This window comes from Caulobacter henricii (genome assembly GCF_001414055.1).
GTDB classification, from domain to species: Bacteria; Pseudomonadota; Alphaproteobacteria; order Caulobacterales; family Caulobacteraceae; genus Caulobacter; species Caulobacter henricii.
The window spans coordinates 3,577,807-3,602,081 of the sequence record NZ_CP013002.1; the positions used below are offsets into that span (position 1 = coordinate 3,577,807).

The 24,275-nt window shown below is 65.2% G+C and carries 23 protein-coding genes; 9 read left to right on the forward strand and 14 right to left on the reverse strand.

Features of this window, described 5'->3' with window-relative positions:
• Nucleotides 1–16 precede the first annotated feature (16 nt).
• From AQ619_RS16775 to AQ619_RS16795, 5 genes are all read left to right on the forward strand, one after another.
• Complete coding sequence (locus AQ619_RS16775; RefSeq protein WP_062151796.1) at nt 17–379, forward strand: hypothetical protein; 363 nt, start codon at nt 17–19, stop codon at nt 377–379.
• Nucleotides 379–858 carry an OsmC family protein gene (locus AQ619_RS16780; protein WP_062150333.1) on the forward strand — a complete coding sequence of 160 codons (480 nt, stop codon included), beginning with the start codon at nt 379–381 and terminating at the stop codon, nt 856–858. The genes AQ619_RS16775 and AQ619_RS16780 overlap by 1 nt, the downstream gene beginning before the upstream one ends.
• Nucleotides 859–882: 24 nt before the next feature.
• On the forward strand, nt 883–2,088 hold the full coding sequence (locus AQ619_RS16785; RefSeq protein ID WP_062150336.1) for an acetyl-CoA C-acetyltransferase: 1,206 nt from the start codon (nt 883–885) through the stop codon (nt 2,086–2,088).
• A 25-nt stretch (nt 2,089–2,113) separates the two neighbouring features.
• Nucleotides 2,114–4,312: a 3-hydroxyacyl-CoA dehydrogenase NAD-binding domain-containing protein gene (locus AQ619_RS16790; protein ID WP_062150339.1), complete on the forward strand. Its 2,199-nt coding sequence runs from the start codon at nt 2,114–2,116 to the stop codon at nt 4,310–4,312.
• A 228-nt stretch (nt 4,313–4,540) separates the two neighbouring features.
• Complete coding sequence (locus tag AQ619_RS16795) at nt 4,541–4,741, forward strand: hypothetical protein (RefSeq protein ID WP_062150342.1); 201 nt, start codon at nt 4,541–4,543, stop codon at nt 4,739–4,741.
• Nucleotides 4,742–4,803: 62 nt separating this feature from the next.
• Here the strand turns inward: AQ619_RS16795 and AQ619_RS16800 are convergent, their stop codons facing one another.
• The 4 genes from AQ619_RS16800 to AQ619_RS16815 all read right to left on the reverse strand — a co-directional run bounded on the left by AQ619_RS16800 (nt 4,804) and on the right by AQ619_RS16815 (nt 9,445).
• Nucleotides 4,804–6,816, reverse strand: a complete 2,013-nt coding sequence (locus tag AQ619_RS16800) for a TonB-dependent receptor plug domain-containing protein (protein ID WP_062150344.1) — start codon at nt 6,814–6,816, stop codon at nt 4,804–4,806.
• 26 nt (nt 6,817–6,842) lie between these two features.
• A complete protein-coding gene (locus AQ619_RS16805; RefSeq protein ID WP_062150347.1) occupies nt 6,843–7,373 on the reverse strand; it encodes a hypothetical protein in 531 nt (176 codons plus the stop codon).
• Between the two features lie 597 nt (nt 7,374–7,970).
• A complete protein-coding gene (locus AQ619_RS16810; protein ID WP_062150349.1) occupies nt 7,971–8,573 on the reverse strand; it encodes a polysaccharide biosynthesis/export family protein in 603 nt (200 codons plus the stop codon).
• Nucleotides 8,574–8,650: 77 nt separating this feature from the next.
• On the reverse strand, nt 8,651–9,445 hold the full coding sequence (locus AQ619_RS16815) for a metallophosphoesterase family protein (RefSeq protein ID WP_062150352.1): 795 nt from the start codon (nt 9,443–9,445) through the stop codon (nt 8,651–8,653).
• Nucleotides 9,446–9,707: 262 nt separating this feature from the next.
• On the opposite strand from AQ619_RS16815, the gene AQ619_RS16820 reads away from it, so the two are divergent.
• Nucleotides 9,708–10,538, forward strand: a complete 831-nt coding sequence (locus AQ619_RS16820; protein WP_062150355.1) for a transglutaminase-like cysteine peptidase — start codon at nt 9,708–9,710, stop codon at nt 10,536–10,538.
• Nucleotides 10,539–10,709: 171 nt separating this feature from the next.
• Here AQ619_RS16820 and AQ619_RS19210 read toward each other — a convergent pair whose 3' ends face one another.
• On the reverse strand, nt 10,710–10,871 hold the full coding sequence (locus tag AQ619_RS19210; protein WP_166504288.1) for a hypothetical protein: 162 nt from the start codon (nt 10,869–10,871) through the stop codon (nt 10,710–10,712).
• Between the two features lie 190 nt (nt 10,872–11,061).
• Between AQ619_RS19210 and AQ619_RS16825 the strand changes: the two genes are divergently transcribed.
• Entirely contained in the window at nt 11,062–11,715 is a 654-nt protein-coding gene (locus tag AQ619_RS16825; protein WP_269465177.1) for an exopolysaccharide biosynthesis polyprenyl glycosylphosphotransferase, read from the forward strand.
• Between the two features lie 79 nt (nt 11,716–11,794).
• On the opposite strand, the gene AQ619_RS16830 is transcribed toward AQ619_RS16825, so the two are convergent.
• The 3 genes from AQ619_RS16830 to AQ619_RS16840 all read right to left on the reverse strand — a co-directional run bounded on the left by AQ619_RS16830 (nt 11,795) and on the right by AQ619_RS16840 (nt 17,311).
• Nucleotides 11,795–13,744 carry an O-antigen ligase family protein gene (locus AQ619_RS16830; RefSeq protein ID WP_062150360.1) on the reverse strand — a complete coding sequence of 650 codons (1,950 nt, stop codon included), beginning with the start codon at nt 13,742–13,744 and terminating at the stop codon, nt 11,795–11,797.
• Nucleotides 13,734–15,953, reverse strand: coding sequence for a GumC family protein (locus tag AQ619_RS16835; protein WP_062150362.1), 2,220 nt, complete (start codon nt 15,951–15,953; stop codon nt 13,734–13,736). The genes AQ619_RS16830 and AQ619_RS16835 overlap by 11 nt, the downstream gene beginning before the upstream one ends.
• A 62-nt stretch (nt 15,954–16,015) precedes the next feature.
• Complete coding sequence (locus AQ619_RS16840) at nt 16,016–17,311, reverse strand: outer membrane beta-barrel protein (RefSeq protein WP_062150365.1); 1,296 nt, start codon at nt 17,309–17,311, stop codon at nt 16,016–16,018.
• Nucleotides 17,312–17,489: 178 nt separating this feature from the next.
• On the opposite strand from AQ619_RS16840, the gene AQ619_RS16845 reads away from it, so the two are divergent.
• On the forward strand, nt 17,490–17,681 hold the full coding sequence (locus AQ619_RS16845) for a hypothetical protein (RefSeq protein WP_062150369.1): 192 nt from the start codon (nt 17,490–17,492) through the stop codon (nt 17,679–17,681).
• 595 nt (nt 17,682–18,276) lie between these two features.
• On the opposite strand, the gene AQ619_RS19215 is transcribed toward AQ619_RS16845, so the two are convergent.
• The 4 genes from AQ619_RS19215 to AQ619_RS16860 all read right to left on the reverse strand — a co-directional run bounded on the left by AQ619_RS19215 (nt 18,277) and on the right by AQ619_RS16860 (nt 21,885).
• On the reverse strand, nt 18,277–18,492 hold the full coding sequence (locus AQ619_RS19215; protein ID WP_166504289.1) for a hypothetical protein: 216 nt from the start codon (nt 18,490–18,492) through the stop codon (nt 18,277–18,279).
• Nucleotides 18,493–18,564: 72 nt separating this feature from the next.
• Nucleotides 18,565–20,028: a bifunctional 3-(3-hydroxy-phenyl)propionate/3-hydroxycinnamic acid hydroxylase MhpA gene (gene mhpA, locus AQ619_RS16850; protein ID WP_062150372.1), complete on the reverse strand. Its 1,464-nt coding sequence runs from the start codon at nt 20,026–20,028 to the stop codon at nt 18,565–18,567.
• 1 nt (nt 20,029) lies between these two features.
• On the reverse strand, nt 20,030–20,869 hold the full coding sequence (locus tag AQ619_RS16855; protein WP_062150374.1) for a fumarylacetoacetate hydrolase family protein: 840 nt from the start codon (nt 20,867–20,869) through the stop codon (nt 20,030–20,032).
• Nucleotides 20,866–21,885, reverse strand: a complete 1,020-nt coding sequence (locus AQ619_RS16860; RefSeq protein ID WP_062150377.1) for a VOC family protein — start codon at nt 21,883–21,885, stop codon at nt 20,866–20,868. The genes AQ619_RS16855 and AQ619_RS16860 overlap by 4 nt, the downstream gene beginning before the upstream one ends.
• A gap of 79 nt (nt 21,886–21,964) precedes the next feature.
• Here AQ619_RS16860 and AQ619_RS16865 point away from each other — a divergent pair, with 79 nt between their 5' ends.
• A complete protein-coding gene (locus AQ619_RS16865) occupies nt 21,965–22,591 on the forward strand; it encodes a TetR/AcrR family transcriptional regulator (RefSeq protein ID WP_062150380.1) in 627 nt (208 codons plus the stop codon).
• Between the two features lie 49 nt (nt 22,592–22,640).
• On the opposite strand, the gene AQ619_RS16870 is transcribed toward AQ619_RS16865, so the two are convergent.
• Nucleotides 22,641–23,165 carry a DUF2867 domain-containing protein gene (locus AQ619_RS16870; protein ID WP_062150383.1) on the reverse strand — a complete coding sequence of 175 codons (525 nt, stop codon included), beginning with the start codon at nt 23,163–23,165 and terminating at the stop codon, nt 22,641–22,643.
• A gap of 410 nt (nt 23,166–23,575) precedes the next feature.
• Nucleotides 23,576–24,268, reverse strand: a complete 693-nt coding sequence (locus AQ619_RS16875) for a response regulator (protein WP_062150386.1) — start codon at nt 24,266–24,268, stop codon at nt 23,576–23,578.
• Nucleotides 24,269–24,275 lie beyond the last annotated feature (7 nt).

Genomic DNA, 24,275 nt, shown 5'->3' on the forward strand with positions numbered 1-24,275 from the left:
CCTGACGCTCGCCCTGATGGCCCAGGCCGCTGCGGCGGCGCCCAAGTCCGCCCCCGCCCCCGACGCCCGTGCGGCCGTGGTCTGCGTCCGCGCCGAAAAGGGCGGACGCCGGCCCCTGACCTTTGCCGGCCAGCTGGTGGGCAAGCGCCCGCAGCCCGGCGAATTCAAGCTGCCCCTGACGCCGGGCACCGATGTCTGCAACAACCTGCTGCGCTCCAAGATCGCCACCTGGAACCTCGAGGTCACCACCTCGGGGTTCACGCCCTGCGTCCTGCCCGCGCCGGAATTCGGCCAGCGCGTGACCTACAGCGCCAAGGCCGGGGCCCGCGGCCTGAAATGCGCCCAGATCGCCAAGAGCCCGATCGGGACCTGGAAGTAATGTCCACCCACGTCGCCACCGTCAGTTGGGCCCTGAAGCCGGACGAGGATTTCGCCCGGGGGCGCTATAGCCGCGCCCACACCCTGTCCTTTGACGGCGGCGTGACGGCTCCGGGCTCGGCCTCGCCGTCGGTGGTGCCCCTGCCCTGGTCCGATCCGGCCGGTGTCGATCCCGAAGAGATGTTCGTGGCGGCCCTGTCGTCGTGCCACATGCTGACCTTCCTGGATCTGGCCCGCCGGGCCGGATTCCGCATCACCGCCTATGCCGACACGGCCGAGGGGGTGATGACCAGGAATGACCATGGCGCCCACTGGGTCAGTACCGTGACCCTGCATCCCGCCATCACCTATGAGGGCCCCTCGCCCGACACGGCCGCCGAAACGGCCCTGCACGAGGCCGCCCACCACGCCTGTTTCATCGCCAATTCGGTCCGCACGGATGTGCGGGTCGAGCCGGCGGTCCGCTCACACCCCGTTTAAAGATACGCAGGAAGGAGCCATCACATGGCCGACGCATACATCTTCGACGCCGTGCGCACCCCGCGCGGCAAGGGCAAGAAGGACGGATCTCTGCACGAGATCACCTCGCTGTCCCTGGCGACCCAGGTCCTGGAAGCCCTCCGTGACCGCAACAATCTCGACACCTCCTATGTCGACGACGTCGTGCTCGGCTGCGTCGCCCCCGTCGGCGAGCAAGGTTCGGACATCGCCCGCACCGCCGTCCTGACCGCCGACTATGCCGAGAGCGTGGCCGGCGTGCAGATCAACCGCTTCTGCGCCTCGGGCCTGGAAGCCGTGAACATGGCCGCCGCCAAGGTGGCCTCCGGCGAGGCCCAGCTGGCCATCGGCGGCGGCGTCGAGAGCATGAGCCGCGTGCCCATGGGCAGCGACGGCGGCGCCTGGCCGACCGACCCGTCCTCGGCCTTCAAGACCTATTTCGCCCCGCAGGGCGTCTCGGCCGACCTGATCGCCTCGCTCTACGGCTTCAGCCGCGATGACGTCGACGCCTATGCCGTCGAAAGCCAGCGCCGCGCTGCCGCCTCGTGGGCCGACGGCCGCTTCAAGAAGTCGGTCATCGGCGTCAAGGACCAGCTGGGCATCACCATCCTGGATCATGACGAGACCGTACGCGGCTCGACCACCATGCAGACCCTGGCCTCGCTGAACCCGTCGTTCACGGGCATGGGCGAGATGGCCTTCGACGCCGTGGTCACCCAGCGCTATCCGCAGGTCGAGAAGATCAATCACGTCCACCATGCCGGCAACAGCTCGGGCATCGTCGACGGCGCAGCCGGCGTGCTGATCGGCACCAAGGAAATGGGCGAAGCCCTCGGCCTCAAGGCCCGCGGCCGCATCAAGGGTGCCGCCTCGATCGGCAGCGAGCCCTCGATCATGCTGACCGGCCCCTCGCTGGTCACCGAGAAGCTGCTGAAGAAGCTGAAGATGGAGGTCAATGACATCGACCTCTATGAGCTGAATGAAGCCTTCGCCGCCGTCGTCCTGCGCATGATGCAGGCGCTGAACATCTCGCACGACAAGATGAACGTGAACGGCGGCGCCATCGCCATGGGTCACCCCCTGGGTGCCACCGGCGCGATGATCCTGGGCACCATGCTCGACGAGCTGGAGCGCTCCGACAAGGAGACCGCCCTGATCACCCTGTGCGTCGGCGCCGGCATGGGCACCGCCACCGTCATCGAACGCGTCTAAGCACCGACCTTAAGGAACTAACACCATGGAAAACTTCAAGATCGAGGTCGATTCCGACGGCGTGGCCCTGGTCACCTTCGACGTGCCGGGCCGGACGATGAACACCCTGACCGCTTCGGTGATCAAGGAAATCGGCGAGGTGGTCGAGACCATCAAGTCGGACGCCGCCATCAAGGGCGCGGTCATCACCTCGGGCAAGACCACCGGCTTCTGCGCCGGCGCTGACCTGGGCGAACTGGGCGGTAGCGGCGGAATCGGCGGCGGCGGCTCGGGCGAAGAGGGCCTGAAGGCCGCCTTCGAAGCCGGCTTTGCGCTCAACAAGGCGTTCCGCGCCCTGGAAACCTGCGGCAAGCCGGTGGCTGCGGCCATCAACGGCCTGGCCATGGGCGGCGGTCTCGAGATCGCCCTCGCCTGCCACTATCGCGTCGTGGCCGACAACCCAAAGATCCAGCTGGCCCTGCCCGAAGCCAAGGTCGGCCTGCTGCCCGGCGCCGGCGGCACCCAGCGTCTGCCGCGCCTGATGGGCGTGATGAACGCCGCGCCCTACCTGCTGGAAGGCAAGTCGATGAAGCCGGCCGAAGCCCTCGGGGCCAAGGTGGTGCATGAGGTCGTGGCCGCCGATCAGGTGGTCGAGGCCGCCAAGACCTGGGTCAAGACCAAGGGCGACCCCGTCGCCCCTTGGGATAAGAAGGACTTCAAGCTGCCCGGCGGCGGTCCCTACAGCCCTGGCGGCAGCCAGGTGTTCGTGATGGGCAATGCCATGCTGCGCAAGAGCACCTATGGCAACTATCCGGCCCAGCTGAACATCATGAAGGCGGTCTATGAAGGCACCCAGGTGCCGTTCGACGCCGCCCTGCGGATCGAGACCCGCTACTTCCTCAAGACCATGATGACGCCCCAGGCCAAGGGCATGATCCGCACCCTGTTCCTCTCCCTCCAGGAGCTGGGCAAGGGTTCGGGCCGTCCCGCCGGCGTGCCGCACTATGACGTCAAGAAGGTCGCCGTTCTGGGCGCCGGCATGATGGGTGCGGGCATCGCCTATGTTCAGGCCATGGCCGGCATTGAGAGCGTGCTGATCGACCAGACCCAGGAAGCTGCCGACAAGGGCAAGTCCTACGCCGAAGGCCTGGTCAAGAAGGCCGTCTCGCGCGGCAAGATGACCGCCGAAAAGGGCGAGGCCATCCTTGCCCTGATCACCCCGACCACCGACTACGCCCTGGTCAAGGGTTCGGACCTGGTGGTCGAGGCCGTGTTCGAAAACCGCGAAGTGAAGGCCGACGTCACCAAGAAGGCCGAGGCCCAGCTGGCCGAGACCGCCGTCTTCGGCTCCAACACCTCGACCCTGCCGATCACCGGCCTGGCCAAGGCCAGCGTCCGTCCGGCCTCGTTCATCGGCATCCACTTCTTCTCGCCGGTCGACAAGATGGGCCTGGTCGAGATCATCATGGGCGAACAGACCAGCCAGGAAGCCCTGGCCAAGTCGATCGACTACGTCCTGAAGATCAAGAAGACCCCGATCGTCGTCAATGACAGCCGCGGCTTCTACACCTCGCGCTGCTTCGGCACTTTCGTGCAGGAAGGCCTTGAGATGATGGCCGAGGGCATTGCCCCGGCGATCATCGACAATGTCGGCCGCGCCACCGGCATGCCGCGTGGTCCGCTGGAGATGAACGACGACGTCGCCCTCGACCTCTCCTACAAGATCGGCGAGCAGACCAAGAAGGACCTCGGCGACAAGTACGAGGAGCGTCCCTTCGCGCCGGTCCTCGAAAAAATGGTCGTCGAGATGGGTCGCCTGGGCCGCAAGAACGGCAAGGGCTTCTATGACTATCCAGAAAGCGGCGCCAAGCGCATCTGGCCGGGCCTGGCCGAGCTGATGCCGGTGACCACCGCAGACGCCGACAAGGCCCTGATCGAGGAGATCCGTACGCGCCTCCTCTATCGCCAGGCCGTGGAAGCCGCCCGCTGCTTCGAGGAAGGCGTCATCGTCGATCCGCGCGAAGCCGATGTCGGCGCGATCCTGGGCTGGGGTTTTGCGCCCTGGACCGGCGGCCCGGTCAGCCTGATCGACGGCGTTGGCCTCAAGGCCTTCGTCGAGACCTGCGACAAGCTGGCCCAGAAGTACGGCAAGCGCTTCGCGCCGCCGGCCCTGCTGCGCGAAATGGCCGAGAAGGGTGAAACCTTCTACAGCCGCTTCGGCGTCAAGACGAAGGCGGCGGCGTAAGCCTCTTCCAAACCTGAGACAGGAAAGGGCCCGGCGGCGACGCCGGGCCCTTTTCATGTCCGGGCGGTGATGTTGCGGCCGGGCTTGAGCTGCACCCCGACCCTCCGCCATTCGGACCAGCCCTCTATGCTGTGATCGATCCCGAAAAGGGCCCCTATCCGGGGCTCATGGGCCTGGTCCGAAAGAAAAGGCGCGACGGATGGTGAGCCAGGGGCCTAGGCTCCAACCATGCGCAATTCCCTCACCGGCGAAGATCGTGTCCTGCTGGACCGCTATATCGAGAGCATCCTGCTCCGGTTCAGCGACAACCGCTATTCTCTGGGCGAGGCGACCCAGGAACTGGCGGGGACCTTTGTCCAGGTCGCGGCCGGCGAGCCGGACTGGCTGGTCCACATCCGCGGCGTGGTCGAGGCCGGCGACGACGCCTGACCCCCAACGGAAAAGGGCCCCGCCTTGCGGCGGGGCCCCTCGCTCTCCAGCGATAGTGTCGCTTACCAGCTCTTGGACAGCGACAGTTGCACCCGGCGCTCGGCATACAGGCCGGTGGTCTGGCGCTGGCTGTCGTCGAGCAGGTTCTGGCCACTCAGGGCGACGGTGAAACCGTCATTGAAGTTGTGGGCAACGCGACCCGACAGGGTTGCAAAACCCTTGACCTTCGACTGGGTGGTGCTTGTCCAGCTGGTGAACTCGCTGACATAGCGAAGGTGGCCGTCAACGGTCCACGGACCCTTTTCCCAGCCGACGATCAGGTTGCCGCGACCTTCCGGCGTGCTGCTGGCATAGGCCGTCAGACGCACCGCCGGATTATAGCCGGGGGCCGGATCATCGGAGACGTCGGTCCAGGTGTAGTCGCCGCTCCAGTGCAGGCCGCTGGCATATTTGCCATTGGCCGAGACTTCGACGCCCGACATCTTGGAGTCGCCGACATTGCGGTAGCTCAGGGCCGGATAGGTGGTGGCCGTCGGAGCCATGTCCAGTTGCAAAGAGCTGATCTGGCCCTTCACGTCCTCGGTCTTCTGGGTGAAGAGCTTGACGCCGGCGCGGCCGTTGATGACCGGCAGGGTGCGGTCATAGGTCAGTTCATAGTTGGTCACGACGGTGGGCAGCAGCTTGGGATAGCCCATGACCGCGACTGTGAACGGACCGACCGGGAAGTAGAGCTGCAGGCCGCCCAGATCGATCAGGGTCGGAACCTGCACGCCGCGTGCCGCAGTGGCGCGCAGGGTGTCGGCCGGGGTGGCGCGCCAGACGGCACCCAGATTGTAGCTGGTCTCGCTGATCTCGCGATCCCACAGGGCGTTGTTGGCCAGGGGGAAGCCGGCCGGGAAGCTGCCCGTGCGCTCCAGAGACATCTTGTCGGCGCGCGCGGCTGCCGTGACGCTGAACTGGTCGGTGACCGCCCAGTTCCACATGCCCGAGAAGGCATTGACGTCATAGCTGACCGTGCCACCGGCCAGGGGCGCGGTGTCGATCGTATTATGGCGGTGCTCGAAGCCGACCCGGAAGGTGTGGCGCGCGCCGATCTTGAACAGGTCCTGGGCGCTGAGCACCGTGATCTTGTTGTCGAACACGGCCGGGATACCACCCGACAGGCGGTACTTGCCGGTCAGGCTGTTCTGATAGGCCGTGAACTCCAGCGAGCCGATCTTGCTTTCAGATGCCAGAGAGACCTTGGTCGACGAGGTCAGGTACTTGGTGGCCGAATAGCCGTAGACCGAGGTCATGCTCGACAGCTGGACGTTCGAGGTCGTGGCCTCAAAGCGCATTTCGGTCTTGGGCGTCAGGCTGGCAATGGCGTCGACGCTGAGATTGATCCGGGCCGGATCCTTCACCCCATAGGCCGGCGTGCCGATGGTGTTTTCCCACTCGTTCTCCTCGCGCGCCCCGAAGGACAGGCGGGCGGCCAGGTTGTCGCCCAGCTTGGCGGTGTGGACCAGGGACACCTCGCGCTGGCCTTCGGTGCCGACCCGGGCGGTGGCGATGTTGGTCGAGTCATACTTCGGATTGAAGGTGATGATGTTGACCACACCGCCCACGGCGTTGAAGCCGAACAGGGCGCTGTTGGGGCCCTTGACCACCTCGATCTGACGGATCTCGTCCAGCTGCACCGGCAGGGTCGCCCAGGCGGTGTAGCCATAGTGGTCGAGATAGACCTGGCGGCCGTTGATCAGCACCAGCAGGCGTGGCGACATGGCCTGGTTATAGCCACGGACGCTCACATCGGCGCCGGCGGCACCCCAGTTCATGACGTCGAGGCCGGCGACGCGGCTCAGAATGGCCGGCAGGTCGCTGGCGCCCGAGCGCTTGATCTCGGCGGCCGAGATGATCTGCATGTCGACCGGTACTTCGGTCGAGCGTTGTGGCGAACCGGTGGCCGAGGTGGTGACGGGCTCGTTGAACAGCTGCTCCATCGCGCCATAGTCGATCGACTGGGCGGAGGCTGCAGTGGCCGAGGCCAGGATGATGAGGCCGACCGAAGCGCCGGCGAAGAGAGTCGTTTTCATGTGTTTGTCTCTTTCGATCGCTGGGGTCAGACTTCGCGGATCATCATGCGGAAGGCGGCCTTGAAGACCGCACCGACCGCGCTGGCTGCCGAGCGGCTGACAACGATCTCAACCTTGGGATCGGCCGAGACGCTCATGACGCAGGCACCGCTGGTGACGCAGGACATGTCCGAACCGATGGTGATCAGCTTCTTGCCCTTGGCGGCGGCGCCGACCGGGCCGGCATTGACGCCCGTGGTGATATAGAGGGCTGCGACACCCGAGACGCTGCCGACGTCGCCGGCTTCCACCGGCTTGCCGACGACCGTCAGGGCCCCAGCGCTCATGCCACCGCCGATGGCAGCCATGATGGCGTTCTTTTCGGCGACGGAGGCCGGCTTGGACGGGTCGAAGACCACGCCGAGCGTGGCTTTGCCGGTCGGGCCGTTTTCAAGGAAGGTGAGCGCGCGGCCGGCGACCTGCAGATCCTTGGCGGCGTCGGCGTGGGCGCTCAGCGGCGCAGCGACGAGGGCCAGGGCGCAGAGCGCCAAAACACGAGGTTTGGTCTTGTTCGACATTTTGTAGTTCCCCTGCCCGGTTTCTGTCGGGCTTTCGTGAAGGGGAAGAAGGCCAGGACCCGTAAACAGACAGTAACCGCATTTCTGCACAAGGCATTCACTGACCTTTATTTGGCCTTAACGATCAATGTGTTCGCAGAAGAAACGAATGTTATTTTCCAAATTCTGACTTTATAGTTTCCTTTGCGATGCCGATTTAATGAATAGTACAAGATTATAGACTTTTCTTGAACTTGACGCACCGCCGGATACACAATTTTTAGCCAGTAAATGGCCGGAAGGACCCAACAGGGGCAGATTTGGCGCCGACACGTCAGGCCTTTTTAGCGGACGAATATCTGAAACGGACATTTTGTCGCAGTAGGCGACGTGCGCTGCAAAGTCGCGCCCCTGACTGGGAATGGTGGCCGGTGGCATATGGCTTGCGGCGTAGAACTGGGACTGAGCCACGGCTTGCTGCGCGCTGAACCGCAGCCTCTTTTTTGAAGGGCTTTCGGACAGGCCTGGACCGGCGATCGGGCCGATAGCCGTTTTGAATGTTTCGCTCGGGCGACTTATTCGCCCGAGCCTGTCGCCGCCGTCCGCCTGGAGCGGACTCTAGAAGAAGCGCTCGCCGATCCGGATGGTGTCACCCGGGGCGACCGTGACCGTGGGATCGAGGGCCAGCTTCTGTTCTTCGGTGGCCCCGTTGCGCTTGACGAACACCTGCTTCTTGTCAGCGCGATAGGTGTAGCCGCCCGCCGTGGCGACGGCGTTCATCACGGTCAGGCCGGAGGTGTAGGGATAGGTGCCCGGCTTGCTGACCTCGCCCAGGATATAGAACGGACGGAAGGTCAGAACCTCGGCGCTGACGCGGGGGTCCTTCAGGTAGCCATCGCTGAGCGAGGACTGCACGGCCTGCTGGAACTGGCTGAGGGACAGGCCGGCGGCCTTGACCTCGCCGATCAGGGGCAGGGAGACGACCCCGCTGCCGGTGACAAAGAACTCGCCCGACAGGGTCGGCTCGCCATAGACAGTGACCCGGACCTTGTCGCTGGAGCCCAGAAGATAGGCCCCATCCTGGGCAATGGCCGGGGGCGCGGCGGCGGCAGGCGGCTGGGCCCGTCGGGCTTGCGCCGGCACGGCACCCAGGGTGGCCAGAACGAGCGCACTCACCAGCAGGGCAAAGAGCCAATTTAGGTTTCGTCTGACGATAGTCATCGGATTGCAGTCTCTGAATAAGCGTGTCCCTGTCCGCGTGTCATGGCACGGGCGCAGAGCATCGACAAGTATGCGGCTCAGGTCCGGCGAGACTTTCGCGCCTGAAGAATAAACGGCGCCCCGTCAATCAACCGAACGGCGGTAAGAACGCCTGTCGCATAGGCTCCTGTATCAATATTAATACGGTCGGGCCCGATGAAAGGTTCCTCGTCTGGCGTATGGCCATGGACGACGACGCAGGCCAGTCGGTGGGGCTGGGCCAGGAAGTCATTGCGGATCCACATCAGATCTTCCGGTGTCTGACGGTCCAACGGCACGCCCGGCCGGACCCCGGCGTGAACGAAGAGATAGTCGCCGTAGCGGGCCGAAAGCTCCAGTCCCTGCAGAAACGCCACGTGACTGGTCGGGACCTGAGCCTGGAAATGGGCCTGGATATCACGCCAGGCCTCCTGGTCCACGCGGCCAACCGGTCGGGTAACGCCGTAGGAGGTCAGGGTCTCACCGCCCCCGAACTCAATCCAGGCCGCACCGGCCTCGGCATTGTCGAGGAAGGACAGCATGGTCTGCTCGTGATTGCCCATCAAGGCGCGAACCTCGAAACCGCCCTGCTGCGCTGAAGCGGTAACAAGCGCGATCAGACGATCCACCACCCCACGCGAGGCCGGGCCGCGATCCACATAGTCGCCGACAAAGACCAGCACAGGGCGGTCCGTCCGCCCTAGCCCCGCGAAATCCCGGGCGATCAGGTCGAGCAGATCATCCAGCAGGTCGAGGTAACCGTGGATATCGCCGATCGCATAGACGACCCGGCCGCCGGTGGACGCCATGGCGGCAACCGGCTGCGGTTTGGAGCGGAAAAACTTGAACTTCATTACCTGTCCACCCGGGCGCACCGACCGCCTCTGAGGCGGGCCGCAACTTGCCTGAGACGGGCCGTCGCTTCAACCACCTGCTCGATATCCTTACCGGTCAGTATACCACAGTCCTGAATTTTGTTTTTACCCTAGTTATTTGCCTATCATTATCACTAATGGACTAATTACCAATAGTATTTACATTCAAATTACCAGCCTTTTTAAGATGATAATTGGACCTTAATAGCATTGTTGCATCGTCATTAAGGGCGATGTTTCGATGAATATCCGCAAGTCCATCATCAGTCTGTTCAGCGTTGCTGCCATTGTCGGCATCGCAGGGATGGCCAATGCGGAGACCCGGCCGTTCATGGCCCGCGGCGAGGTGGTCGAGGCCCCTCCGGGCTACACGGATCTCTGCCTGCGCGATGAAGCCCACTGCGGATCGTTCACGCCCCAGACCACGGCCGCCACGCCCCTGGTCATGGCGGCGCTCAGCACTGCCTCACTGGGCCAGGCTTGGCCCCTGGCCATGGCTGCCCTGCAGGATCAGGTTCCTGCGGTCACTGAAGACACCGATCAGCTCACCTTGCTCGAGGTCGAAAGCCTGTTGGTCTACCAGCCTGAAGCCGCCGTCGATTTTCTGCCCGCTGGAGTGGTCCGGCCGATCGCCGAGGCGGCGGTCAAGGCTCCGGTCATGATGGCAGACGGCTCCGCCGCCCTGGCCAAGGGCCAAATGAAGTTGATCACCAAGATCAACCAGGCGGTCAATCGCGACGTCCGCAAGTCCAGTGACCTCGACCTCTATGGCATGCCCGAATTCTGGTCCCTGCCTCGGGTCATCGACGGCAAGATGTACGGTGACTGCGAGGACTATGCCCTCGAGAAACGCCGGCGCCTGATCGAGGCGGGGGTCTCCTCCGACGCCCTGACCCTGGCCGTGGTGATCACCCGTAGCGGCGAGCGCCATGCGGTCCTGGTTGCGGCCTTCGACGCCGGCGACGTGGTCCTCGACAACCTGACCCCCTGGCCGACGCCCTGGGCCGAGCTCGGCTATACCTGGGTTCAGCGCCAGGTCGCTGGCACCTCGACCTGGACCACGGTGGGCTAGGGCTCTTTTCAGCCGTCGGTCAGGGCCGGCGCGCCCCGGAATGCAGAAAAGCCCCGGAGCTTGCTCCGGGGCTTTTTCAATGGTGCAGGACGCTGGAGGATCAGGCCCTGATAAGGCGGTCAGAAGTGCGGGACAGCCCGGCGAAGGGAGCTCGCCAATGGCCCACGACGTCTAGAGGGCCAGCCTCAGCGCCTGAACGGCAAGGATCCAAAGTGCTGCCGAGACGACCCCCGCGGTCAACCAGCCGATGGCGCGCGGAAGCCGGTCGCGACGGCTTGCGACGGGGCCGACGATACAGCCTGGATCGTTGTACTTGGCCGGGACGATGGTCATGGAAGCGCTCCTGAGAGCGCCACCTTAGGACCTGACGGCTAAAGCCCATCTAATGAACAGCGTTAAGGCAGCCCTAACACAATCTATGGTTAACCAATGGTTTCGAAGTGACGCCGGCGCCGCACTGCGGTAAAGAATGGACCGAGGGCTTGGATATGTTTCCGGGTCCAGGCTGTTTGGGGAACTGCCGGTGAGTGGGGGTTGCGACACCGACATTCTCAAGCGCGAACCGGCGTCCTTTCTGCCGCGCGTGGCCGTTGATCCCGTCAAGCGCTTCTGCGACCTGATCGCGGCCTTGGCCCTGCTGATCTTTTTCCTGCCCGTCCTCCTGCTGGCCAGCCTGCTGATCCGGCTGGAGTCGCCGGGCCCCATCCTGTTTCGCCAGACGCGTGGGGGCCTCAACGGCAAGGCCTTCACTATCTACAAGCTGCGCTCCATGCGTTGCGAGGACGATGGGGACCAAATTGTTCAGGCCCAGCGCGACGATGACCGGATCACGCGCATTGGCCGGATCATCCGCGCGACCAGCATCGACGAACTTCCCCAGTTGCTGAACGTGCTCAAGGGCGACATGTCCCTGGTCGGTCCCCGACCGCATGCCCAGGCACACGACGCCTACTATGGCGCTCTGATCCCGGCCTACCCACTGCGCTTTCAGGCCCGGCCCGGTCTGACGGGCCTAGCCCAGATCCGCGGCCTGCGCGGCGCGACCAATGATGTGGAAGACATGGCCAACCGGGTGAAGGCCGACATCGACTATATCGACAACTGGTCCTTGCTCGGGGACCTGCGGATCATGGTGCTGACCGTGCCGCATCTGCTTCTGGCCGAGAACGCCTACTAGATCCCAAAGCCGGGTTCGCGGCCCGGGACAGGCCGCGTCTCAGGCGCAGTACCACCGCTCGGCCTGCGCCTAGCCCAACCTAGGGAGCCCGTGGTGGCTCCAGCTGCAGGAAGAAGATCTGCACGGCCATCGCCACCCGACCGGCCTGATTGCGCAGGCTCTTTGCGATCTCGGCGTAGCGCGCGCGATCCGGGCGCCGGTGCCACTCGGTCTCGAACTGATAGATTGCGGCTTCACGAGCCTCGGGGCTGATCTGGTCCCAGTGCTCATAGGCAAATTTCGTCCGGCTCACGAACAGGCTGGTCTGCAGCGGAGCGACCGCATAGGACCGCTCTAATGCCTGGCTGGCGTCCTTGGCCTGACCACGGGCTGCGGAAACGGCCGCCCGCCTCAGCCAGGCTGCACCAGAGGCCGGTCGCAGTGCCACTTCCCTCTGGCTTAACTGTTCGAGCCGGGTCAGGTCGACCGGCGGGAGATTGGGTCTGGCAAGGCTGATCTCAATCTCACGGCCCAGGGCATCGGCCGGAGCCGTTGGCCAGGCCGTGAGGTCGGAGCCGACCCGCGCCGCCAGCAAAGGCGTAGTGCCCAGAACCGAGAAGGTCAGCACGGCGGCGGCGGCGACGGCAGCCGTCCAGACGGTTGGAGGATCGGTCTTGCGCGCCGAGCCGGTGCCCAGGCTCAGGGACACCGCCAGTCCCAGGACCAGCGCGACAAGAGCCTGGATCGCCGGGACTTGCAGGGCAAAATCCGTCAGGCCATGTAGCAGAAAGACGACGGCAGCGCAGACCGTGGCCCGGGCCCAGGTGGCGGTCACGCCTTCCCTTAGGCCCCCGCGCAGGATGGGCCACAGCAGGACCAGAAACAGCAGGGCCATGGCCGCAGCCCCGGCCACGCCGGCGTCCTCAAGCCATTGGACATAGAGATTGTGCACGGCCCGGACGTCAAACAGCACCGGCAGGTTCTGCTGGTTGGACACCATGTGATTCAGGGTCGGGAAGGAACCGAGGCCATACCCGAACCAGGGCGATGCCAGGAAGGCTTCCCAGTGGGGCGCAATGATCGCCGCCCGAACCTCGGCATCCTGCTGGGCATTATTGAAGCGCTCGGCGACCTGTTCGGTGCTTCTCAGGCTCAGGGCCCCGATCACCAGCAACAGGGCAGCCGAACCGAGGCCGGCCACGACCCGGAACCGCTGGCGCTGGGCAATGGCCTCCCAAATCAGCAGCAAGCCCAGCCCAACCAGGGTGGCGGCAAGGCCGGCGCGGGAGGCGGTCATCAACAGAGCGGTCAGGCTCACCCCGGCAATCGCCAGACAGATCACGGACTCCGGATCGCCGCGCCGGAGCATGGCCAGCCCCTTCTGTCGGCGGACGCGATTGGCTGTCGCGGCCACAGCCAGCAACAGTCCGCCGCCCAGCATCGTCGCCGCGCTGTTGGGGCTCAGCAGGGTCGCGACCAGCCGGCTCGAACGGCGCATGAGGACATGGTCGAGAAAGGCCAGGGTCGCAAAGGCCCCGAACACCATGACCGCGATCCGCAGACACCAGCGGCCACGCGCCTCCGAAGCCCCGAGAACCCGGCCGGCCGTAAAGAGACAGGCGAGACCCAGAAGTTGCAGGACATTGAGCAGCAGGGCCGAACGGTCGACCGTCACGGACCCGGTCTGGTCCGGAAGATAGGCCCAGACGGGATGGGGTCCGCCCGGAGCCCACGGCGTGAGGGGCCAGAGGACGGCCAGGAGCAGCAGGGCAAACAGACCCGCCTGGAGCGCCTTGCCCCGCATCCGGACGAGGTCGCGCCGCGCCCAGTTGCAGGTGGCCAGCAGCCCGATCAGATAGGCGGCATAGACGCCGCTGAATAGGGCGGCCGTACCGATCTCGCTGGCCCCGAAGGCGATCACCGCCAGAAACACCAGCACGACGAGCAGGCCGCCGGCGACCTTTTCAGACAGGGCGAGACGGCGGCCCGGGCCGCGGGTCGGACGCGCCGACGACACTGCCGCCGGCCGCGCCGAGGCCCTAGTCGGCATAGTACTTACGATAGCTCTTATAATAGTAATAGGAGTCGCCGTAGCCGTAGCGGGTCTGGGCCTTCAGATCGACCTGGGTCAGGGCGAGGCCCGCCACGAAGACGCCGCGACCCTGAAGCAGGCTGAGGGCCGAGGTGATGGCCTTGACCGGGGTCTTCTTCCAGCGCGCCAGCATCACGACCGCGTCGGTATGGGGCGCGAGGATACGGGTATCGGCGATGGCCAGCAGAGGCGCGGTGTCGAGCAGGACCACGTCATAGCGCAGACGCAGCTCGGCCAGCAGCTTCAGCATGGCCGGCGAGCCCAGGACGTCGCGCGGCGTATAGGCCGACTTGGTCAGGGCCAGGACCTTGGCCCCGCTGGGGTCGTCGATCAGGGCCTGATCGAGGGTGCAGACGCCGTTCAGGACTTCCAGCAGACCCAGGGCGGGCACTTCGGGCAGGAAGCGGTTGATGGCGCTCTGGCGCAGGTCGCAGTCGACGATGATGACATTGGACCCCGAGGTTGCCAGGGTGCGAGCTAGGGAGAAGGTGGTGGTGGTCTTGCCCTCGCCCGGCAGAGACGAGGTCACCGCGATCACCTTCACGGCCTCGCCGACCTTGGAATAGAGGATCGCCGCCCGCAGCTTGCGGAAGCTTTCGGCAAAGGTCGAAAGCGGCTTGGCCAGCAGATATTCCGGCGGCGTCAGGGTTCGCGCGACCTTGGAGTCCTCGATGGTCGAGCTCAGCAGCGGGATCGAGCCGAGATAGGGCAGGCCGATGCGGCGCTCGACCTCATCCTCGGTGAAGATGCCGGCCATCAGAATCTCGGCCAGAACGATCGCGGCAGCCCCGGCCCCGAGGGCCAGAACCAGGCCGAGGGCCAGGTTGAGGGACGGCTTGGGATAGCTTGGCGTAGTCGGGATCTTGGCGCGCGACACGACGCGGGCGTCGGCCTGCTCAATGCCTTGGCTGCTGGAGGTCTGCTTGAAGCGGGCCAGCAGGGATTCATAGAGGGTGCGGACCGACTCGGCCTTGCGCTCCAGTTCACCCAGCCGGATGCTGGCGCGATTGTTGCCGGCCAGGGCACCCTTTGAGGCCGAGACGCTGCCGGCCATCGAGCCGGTACGCTGACGGGCCACCTGGGCCTGGGCCTCAAGGTTGGAGATGATCCGGCGGATTTCCGCCTGGATCTGGCCGTCGACATCGGCCAACTCGCGCTTGGCTTTCAGAAGGTCGGGGTGGCGCTCGCCATAACGGCCGCTCATGTCGGCGACCTTGGCGCTCTGCTCGGCGCGCTGCTTGCGCAGCTGCTGGACCACAGGCGAGTTCAGGGACTCGCCGACATCCTCGCCGGTGCTGCCGCGGGCCAGCTGGTTGCGGGCGATGTTGAGGCGGGCGTCGGACTCGGCCTGCTGGGCCCGGGCTGCGGCCAGCTGCTGGTTCAGGCCCGAGATCTCCTGCTCGGTCAGGGTCGCGCCCTCGGCGCTCATCAAATTGTTGGCGATCTTGTACTGCTGCACGGCCGCCTCGGCCACTTGCAGCTGGTCGCGCAGTTCGGCCACCCGGGTGTCGAGCCACTCATTGGCCTTGGCCGTGGCGTCGAACTTGGCTTCAAGCTGTTCGGTCAGATAGAGGTCGGCGAAGGCATTGGCGATCCGCGCGGCTTCCACCGGATTGGTGTGGGTATATTCGACCGAGATCAGATAGGTCAGGCCCGCGCGGCGAACCTTGAGGCCCTCAAGCAGGTTGTCGACAACCTTTTCCTGCTGGCGCTGGGCCTCGGCCGAGCCCACGGCCGCGATCGGCGCGACCACGGTCTTCACCCAGGGCAGCCAGGTGGAGACGCCCTTGGCCCCCGGGGCATAGGGATTGAAATAGGGATCTTCGGCCAGCTTCAGCGACTTGACGACGCGGGTGGCCAGGGAGCGCGACTTCAGCACCTCGACCTCGGTATCGACCACCGAGGAGTCCGCCGGCAGGCCCGAGAGGACCGCGCTCATGTCGGCGACCTGTTCCTTGCGGACATCCAGCATCACCTGGGAGGTGGCCGTATAGCGCGGGGTTTCCTGCAGGGTGTAGAGCAGGACCGCCACGAACACCGCCAGGGCGATGGCCGCGAACAGCCGCAAGCGCCGCCGGAAGGTGGCAATGGCGATGTTCAGGTCAAAAGACATCGCTCCGGCGCCAGGCGCCGGAGCGTGTTGAGTCTCGTAGGAAGAGCCGTCCATGGGTACTCTCAAGGGTGGCCCTGCTCGGACCTCGTAAGTCCTTCTACGATGAGAAGGGTAACCTAGAACTGAAGAGCGACCGAAGCGGCCAGCTTGTTGTCCTTGAAGGACGAGGCCTTGGCCGCACCCGACGAGTCCTGCTTCAGGTAGGAGTAAGTCAGGAAGAGACCCACGTTACGGTTCACCAGAAAGGCACCCGAGGCGTTGAAGGCGGTACGTTTGTCGTCACGATCGATGACGGCGTACTTGTCCTTGCCAAAGGTGGCCGAAGCCGAGAGCAGAACATTGCGCAGTAGTTCGTGATCAACACCGACCGAGGTGCTGTTGGCGATAAAGCCTGCCGAACCTGGAGCTACGGAGTCTTCGATGGTACGCGAAACTGCAAGATTCAGGGTGGTCAGTTCAGTGGGGAACCACTCGACCCGACCCTTGGCGTTGAAGCCGTCAAGGTCGGCATAGTTGTCGTACTTCTGTTCCATGTAGCCGGCCTCGACTTCGCCGCGCAGAGCCTGCGAGAGGTCAAAGTTGGCACCCACACTGGCCACATAGCCCTCGGAGTCGCGGGCCCGATTGACGGCGACAGCAGGACGGCCCGGCGATGCGGCGCGACCAACGGTGTCGATGTCATAGGACCTGGTGTTGCCGATCACGGAAACGAATAGCGCCGTGTCGGGGCTGACCGAGTACTCGGCCTTGCCGCCATAGGCGAACTCGTCACGGTCACGGGTGTTCTGATTGAACGCCCTACCCTGGTCTTTGTAGTTAAACTTCCTGGCGTCGAGCTTGCCGGTCAGGCGAAGGCGGTTAAATTCCTTCACCGCCGTCAGGTTTTGCGACCCCAGGGTGTACTCGACCGGCTTGGCCGTCGCGCCGGCCGGCGTGCCGGCCGTGATGGCCGAACGGGGCTCGACCAGACTCTGCCACTGGGCCGAAGCGGTGACGTAGGAGCCACGCTCGACGTCGAGACGGCCATTGACGCCGAGGGTGTATTCCTCGCTGTTTTCCGTGTCGAAGTCGGAATAGCGGTTGATCCCGGCCGAGGCGAAAGCCCCGAGGGCATTGCGGGACCAGTTCGAACGCACCGCCACTTCCGGCTTCAGCTTCCAGACCGTATCCGACTGCTCACCCGCAGCTACGGCATAGATATTGTCGTCGTTCACAGCCTCGACCGTGGCGCGCGGATAGAGGGTGAAACCTCCCGCCTTTATGCCCGCCGCTTCATAGTCCGGACGCGGACGCTGACGAACACTGGTGTTCTTGTCGCGCTTGAAGTTCGAGCCCGAATCCTGCGCCGAAGCCGCAGCCGGAACGGACGCAACGAGTACCGCCGCAAGCGCGACCGTGGTCAGAAGCTTCATCTTGGTATCCCCACCAAGGGCGCTTTTGCCGCGCCCGTTACAAGTCAACACACACAATTCCGGAAAGACCGCCGTCCGGATCGGAGTTCGAGAGACCTAGCCGCAATAGCCGGCGGTAACACCCGCACAAGGATCAAAAGCTGGCGGCACAACCACAACCGGGGGCGGAGCCGAACTCGTGTCTGGTGCCGGCGAGACCGAGGCCACAAGGCTGGTCAGGACGCTGATGGCCGCCGTCGTGCTGGTTGAGGCGGTCGCCGTCGTGATTGCAGTCGAAATAGAAGCGTTTGACGCTACGGCTGAAGCCGAGGTCGGCGAAACAGTTGCGGCCGTCGCTACGGCTACAGCCGGACTGATGATGTTCGATTGAACGGCAGCCACCAAGGCGGCTTCCTTGGCCGCAGGAGGGGCATCCGAACTTTCGAGCGCCGCCTTCACGGCAGCTTGGACCGCAGCCAGCTTTTGCGCCGGCGTAAGCTTGTTAAAGCCGGGAGCCTTAGCGGCCGCTTGGGCCGCTGTCGAAATCGCGGTCTTCAGTGCAGCGGCCTGCGTAGTCGCGGGGGTCACAGTAGCCGGCTGAGCGAACGCTACGCCCGACCCGACAGGACCGGCCACCATCGCCACACTCAGCACTACGGCGCTCAAAAGATGCTTCGACATGATGGTCCCCAGGACAATAAATTAATTGCAGCCTAACCTATATCGCAACAGCGAAGACCGCTCCAGTGTCTTTCTGCAAGTTTAGGGTGAGAGCTGCAAATTGGCCTGTTTGACCCCTGTTCAGCGCGAAACTTGAGCGAACAGGCCGCAATAACGTCACGGAAATTGCACAATACACCCTGCCAGGGAGACCCGCGGCCGTCCTGCCGGCTGAAGGGCGTTGCTTTATTCGCTCTTGGCGCGAGTCAGTCGTCAGGTCCACGCGACAAACCTTGCCGTTGTGGCCGGGGGGCCACAGGCCAGCCTCAGGGCCGGCGACGCCGCAGATGTCGCAAGGCGCGCAGCAGCGGACGCTCGACGCTCGGCCAGAGCAGCAGCAGCACCAAGCCCAGGATGACGATTCCGGCCAGCAGCACGCGTTCAGTCCCCTCGCCTGTCAAAGGCTTAGCCACCTTCCATGACAAAACCATCGGAGCGCAAGCCTGCGGGACCAGAAAACACGACATCCAGATGCGGCGCATAAACTCCGGGCACCCGAAAAGCCCGATCGCTCGCCAGATCGACGCCGGCGACGGCGCGCAGCGGCCTAGCGGTCACGCTGCGGCATTGGCTCCGAGACGGCCCCAGGATGCGGCCCAGGCCTCGCGCAGGTAGTCGGGCGAACCAGTGCCGAAAACATAGCGGTCCGGCCGGACCAGCACTGCCTCGGCCCCATGATGGTCAAGCCACCGGGTGAGCGGCTCGGCAAAGGAGTTCAGATCCGGGGTTTGCAGGACCTGGCGGGACAGCAGCCAGGGACCCTGGCCCAGCCGGTCGTCGAGGCGCGTCCCCTCTGCCGAGAGGGGCTGCGGAAAATAGGACCCGGCGCCCGGACTGCCCGCCAGGATCGCGCCGGTGGCGATGGCGGGATAGTCCGGCGGCCCGGCCGGCAGCTTGCCCATGATCCGCCCCAGGGCAATGGTCAGATCCCGCACCAGGGCAGACCAGGGACGGGTCATGCAGACCATCCGCCCCATCATGATCGCCATGTCGATCGTGGCGCGCAGATGCGGGCCGCGCTCGGGCTGATAGCTGTCGAGCAGGCTTTCCGGCGCGCCCGCCTTGAGGACGGCCGCCAGTTTCCAGGCCAGGTTTGAGGCGTCGCGCAGGCCCGAGCACAGACCCTGACCGGCAAAGGGCGGCGTCTGGTGCGCGGCATCGCCGGCCAGCAGCACCCTTCCCTTGCGCCACCGGTCAGCGATGCGGGCGCGGAAGGTATAGACCGCCTTCCGCTCGATCCGGATCGCGCCCTTGACGTCCCAGGGTTCCAGCAAGGCCTCGATGAAGGCGTCGTCCAGCACCTGCTCGGGGGTTTCGCCGGGCAGGATCATGAACTCCCACCGGTGACGGCCCTCGCCCATCAGGACACAGGTGGTCGGGCGTTTGGGGTCACAGATCTGCAGGTTGGCGGAGGGCAGTCTGGACGCATCATCGACCAGGACGTCGACTACCAGCCAAGGCTCCTCGAAGCGCAGGTCCTCGAAGGCGATGCCGGCCGCCGTGCGGACCGGCGACCGGGCACCATCGGCACCGACCAGATAGCGGCTGCGAACCCTGCGTAGGCCCTCTGCCGTGGCGATCTCGGTGGTGATGCCGGTAGCGTCCTCGACGAAGGAGCGCACCTCCCAGCCCTGCTGCAGATCGGCCAGGAGCTGACCCGACAGCGACCGGCGCAGGGCGGCTTCGACCGAGGGCTGATGGATCATGTTGGCACTGGGCCAGCCCCCGGCCCCGATCCGGTCGGCACCCTCGAAGCGCATCAGGACCTTGCGGCGGGCATTAAGGAAGTCATAGCGGGCGACGCGACGGCTGGTGGCGAAGACCGCATCGGCCGCGCCGGCCGCCTGCAGGATGCGCAGGCCCTCGTGGTCGATATGGGCGGCGCGTGGCAGCGGAAAGATCGCCGCCGCCTTCTCGGCGACCCTTACCCTGACGCCCTGTCGGGCCAGCAGGATGGCCAGGGTCACCCCCGTGGGTCCGCCGCCGGCGATCAGGACATCACAGTCGAGGTCTGCCACCTCAGGCCGCGGCCACCATGGCGGCCTCGATGTGACCGAGCCCGTCGATCTCGCAGCGCACGATGTCGCCGGGTTTCAGGAACTGACGGGGATCCATGGCCGCGCCCACCCCGCCCGGCGTGCCCGTGAACAGGCAGTCGCCGGGCTCCAGGGTCATGCCCACCGACAGATGCTCGACCTGCTGCCAGATGTTGAAGACCAGATGGCTGGTACTGGAGTCCTGCCGCTTCTCGCCATTGACGAAACAGCGCAAGCCCAGGGCGTGGGGATCGCCGACCTCATCGGCGGTGACGATCCAGGGCCCCATGGGCGCATGGGTGTCGAAGCTCTTGCCCAGCGACCATTGCGGCCCGGCGTGCTGCCACAGCCGCTCGGTGACATCATTGCCGACGCAGTAGCCGAAGATGGCGGCCGGGGCGTCCGCAGCCGAGATGTGCTTGCCGCCCTTTCCGACGATGGCGACGAGCTCGACCTCATAGTCGGCGGTCATTGTGCCCCTGGCGATCTCGATCGCGTCATGGGGTCCGTTGACGCTGGTCTGGGCCTTGGTGAACCAGACCTGGCGCTGCGGCGTCTCCATGTTCGACTCGGCGATGTGGTCGGCATAGTTGAGGCCGATCGCCCATATCTTGCCCGGGCGCGGCACCGGCGCTTCCAGCTTCACCGCCGACAGGGGCAGACCACCACCGGCCGCGGCCCTGGCCTCAAGGGCCGGGCGGTGGGTGTCCCAGTCGCGGATCAGGTCGATCATGGTGCCGGCGATCCCGGTGTCGATCACGGTGTCGCCGACGACGATCCCGGTGCGGGTGCGGCCCTCGACGGTATAGGTGGCCAGTTTCATGCGGCGAACTCCGGGGCTTTGCGGCGGAACAGGCGCTCAAGGCGCAACAGCATGGCGGTGACGAAGGAGACGAGGCCGGGGGGCGGTGGCCGCTTGCCCGCGAACATCGGATGGGGGCTGCCCCACTGCACCGACAGCAGGGCGCTCATGGGCTGTTTCTGGGGCGGATCCCCGGCCGTGAAGAGATCGCCGTCGGTCCAGTGCTCCAGTTCGTTGCCGAACGGATCATTCCAGTAGTCGAAGACCTGGCTACCCATGATGTGGCGGCCGACGCCCCAGGCCGACTGGCGCTTGCGCGACTTCAGATACTGGTGGCCCACCATCAGGTCATCGAAGCCGGCGACCTCGAAGGCCGCATGCAGCAGTCCGACCGGGCCCGGCAGCTGGGCGAGGAACAGGGTATGGTGATCGGTCGGCGTGTCGCCCCGGTCGCACCGCATGAACGCCCCGACCGGCACATTCTCGGCCGCCTCGACCTCGTCGGAGGTCAGGAAACCGAAGCGGTCCTTGTACCAGCGCTCCGACCGATGAAAGTCGCGCACCTTGAGCACAGCATGGCCCAGCCGCACCACATGGGCCGGCGCAGCCTGCAGCCGAATGGTCGTATTGGCCCGGGGCCTGGCCGCCGCCGTGTTCCGCGGCAGTTCGACCGGCAGACTGGCCGCAGCCTCCCTCGCCTGCCCCGCAACCACCTCGACCCGATAGCCGTCCGGATCGGTCAGCCGGAGGATCTTGCCGCCGCCGGGTTCATTGAGGTCCTCGAGCGGAACGCCCTCATGCGCCGCCAGAGTCTCGAGATCGGCCAGGGACTCGGCCCTGAAGCCGACGGCGAGGAACCGGGCCGGGCCGGTCTCCGTCACATGCAGGAACGGGCGGCCATCGAGGCCCCGGCCGTAAAGCCGACCGTCGGCCTCAAGGACCTGCAGCCCGAAATCTTCGAGGAAGGCCCGCATGACGCCGAGATCCGGCGCGGCAAAGCGGACATGGGCAATATCCTCAATCCTGATGACCGACATATCGCGCGCCCCACCCCACCAAGTTGACTATCTGGTCACTTTGATTGCAAATGACCAGATAGTCAACTAGACTCGGACCATGCAGGCCCGTCCCGATTTGTCGCCCCGCGCCGTCCGCACCCGAAGCGCGCTCATCGCCGCCGGCTTCGATCTCCTGGCCGCCAGACCGATCGACGCGATCCCCATCGATGATGTCGTGGCCAGGGCCGGTGTGGCCAAGGGCAGCTTCTTCAACCACTTCGCCGACAAGCAGGCCTTCGCCGCCGCCATCGCCTCGGAGGTGCGGCTCGAGATCGAAGATCAGGTGTCGCGGGCCAATGCCGGGGTAGCCAACCCCGTCGAGCGCATCACCAACGGCATGCGGATCGGGGCGGCCTTCGCGATCCACAATCCCAAGCGCGCAGCGGTCCTGCTGCGTGACCCCAGCGCTGCCACGGCCCGGTCGCATCCGCTGAACAAGGGGGTGGCCGAAGACTTCGACGACGCTGGCCGGCTGGGCCTGATCAGCCCGGACGCTAGGGGCTCCGGCGTTCTCTACTGGCTCGGCCTCTGCCAGGTGCTGATGGCCAGCCTTCTGGACACCCCGGAAGCCCTACCGGAAACGCGACTGCGCATTCGCGAGATGATGATCCTCGGACTCACGGGCCTGGGCGTTGACCGTGATCTCGGCGCGGAGCTTGCCGACAGGTCCTGCCAGAACCTCTGACGCCCGGTCGGTCGAAGGTCGGGGCTCAGTTCAGGTTGAGCGCCCCGGCCTAGATCCGGCCGTGCGCCGCAGCGTCGGCGAGCAGGCCTGTGACGCCGAGCTTGTGGAACGGCGCGACCGCCAGCAGATAGGCCTTTCCGGCCAGTCCATGCGGATGGCAGACGGTGCTGACCGTAACCGTCGGTCCGCCCGGTCCCATCTGGCGGGATATGGACAGGCGAAAATTCAGGTGGCCATTGTCGCGACCCGCGACCAGCTCCTCGGGCCAGAGCGCAAAGATCGGCCAGGGGCCGATGGTCTCGCCCACCCGATAGTCTGCGCGTTGCACCGGGTTGCGGATATCGGCATCGCTGGGCACCTCCAGCCCAAAGCGCGCCGCCACCCGGTTGCGGACCATCAGCAGGGCCTTCAGCCAGTCCGGATGATGGGCAAAAATGGCGAAGAACAGATCGGGCATAGACAGGTCGCTGCGGGTCAGGGGCGCGACATAGCTGTCCTGAAACCAGGCCCCGGTCGGAAAGATCTCGGCCAGCCGCGAGCTGTCGGGAAATGGCGTGCTCTGAACCCTGGTCATGACTCAAACCTCCGGTCTGGCGCTTGAGCCCGGCTTTCAGACTGCAAGCCCCAGACATCGCCCATTGGGGGCCGTGGTTCTCGGCTCGGGCGGCCTGCGCCCTGACCTTGACCGACAATTCACAGGTCTACAGCGCTTTCGGAGCTTGTCCACACACCGGCGACGGGTGGCGAACAGGGTGGTGGTGCGCTTAGGGGACTCGCATTGCCAGTTTAAAATTCTGAAAAATATCGGTATTTTTTATAGCCTTCCACGCAATACCCCCAAAAATACCCCCGCGCACCGTCGCTGCCCCAATGAGAGCCGATGTCGGACTACGGTAAGCCTATTCGAATAGGCTCCGATAGGGTCGGAAACGCGCCAGATTCCTGACAGGCACTCGGCCATGCATCACATGGCCAACAATCAGGCTAGTCCGCAATGAAGCGGTAGCCGACCCCTGGCTCGGTCTCGATGATCTTCGGACGTGCTGGGTCGGCCTCAAGTTTCTGGCGTAGCTGGCCGACGAAGACGCGCAGATATTGGGTGTCCGTGGCATGCGCCGGTCCCCAGACCGCGACGAGTAGATCCCTGTGGGTCAGCAGCTTTCCGTGACCAAGGGCCAGACGGGCCAAGAGCTCGAACTCCTTGGGCGACACCTTGACGACCTCGCCGCCTCGCGTGACCCGGTGCTTCTCCAGATCGATTTCGACCTCGCCCGAGCGTATCGGGCCAAGCGGGGCCTTGGCTGATGCGCGCTGCCGGAGGGCTGCCCGCAGGCGGGCGAGAAGCTCGCCCACGCCAAATGGCTTTTCCAGATAGTCGTTGGCACCATTATCCAGAGCCTGGATCTTTTCAGCTTCTCGGTCGCGGGCCGAGAGGATCAGGATTGGACCTTCATAGAAGTCGCGGGCCCGGATCAGCACGTCCTTGCCGTCCATGTCGGGCAGGCCAAGGTCCAGCACCACTGCGTCTGGCGACCAGGTGGCGATGCCCCGCAGACCTTCCTGGCCGCTATCGGCGCGAAGGGGCTCATAGCCGGCGGCATCCAGAGCCGGGCCCAGAAAGCGATGGATCTGGGGCTCGTCGTCGATGACCAGGATGCGCGGGCGCGTAAGACTCATGGCCTTG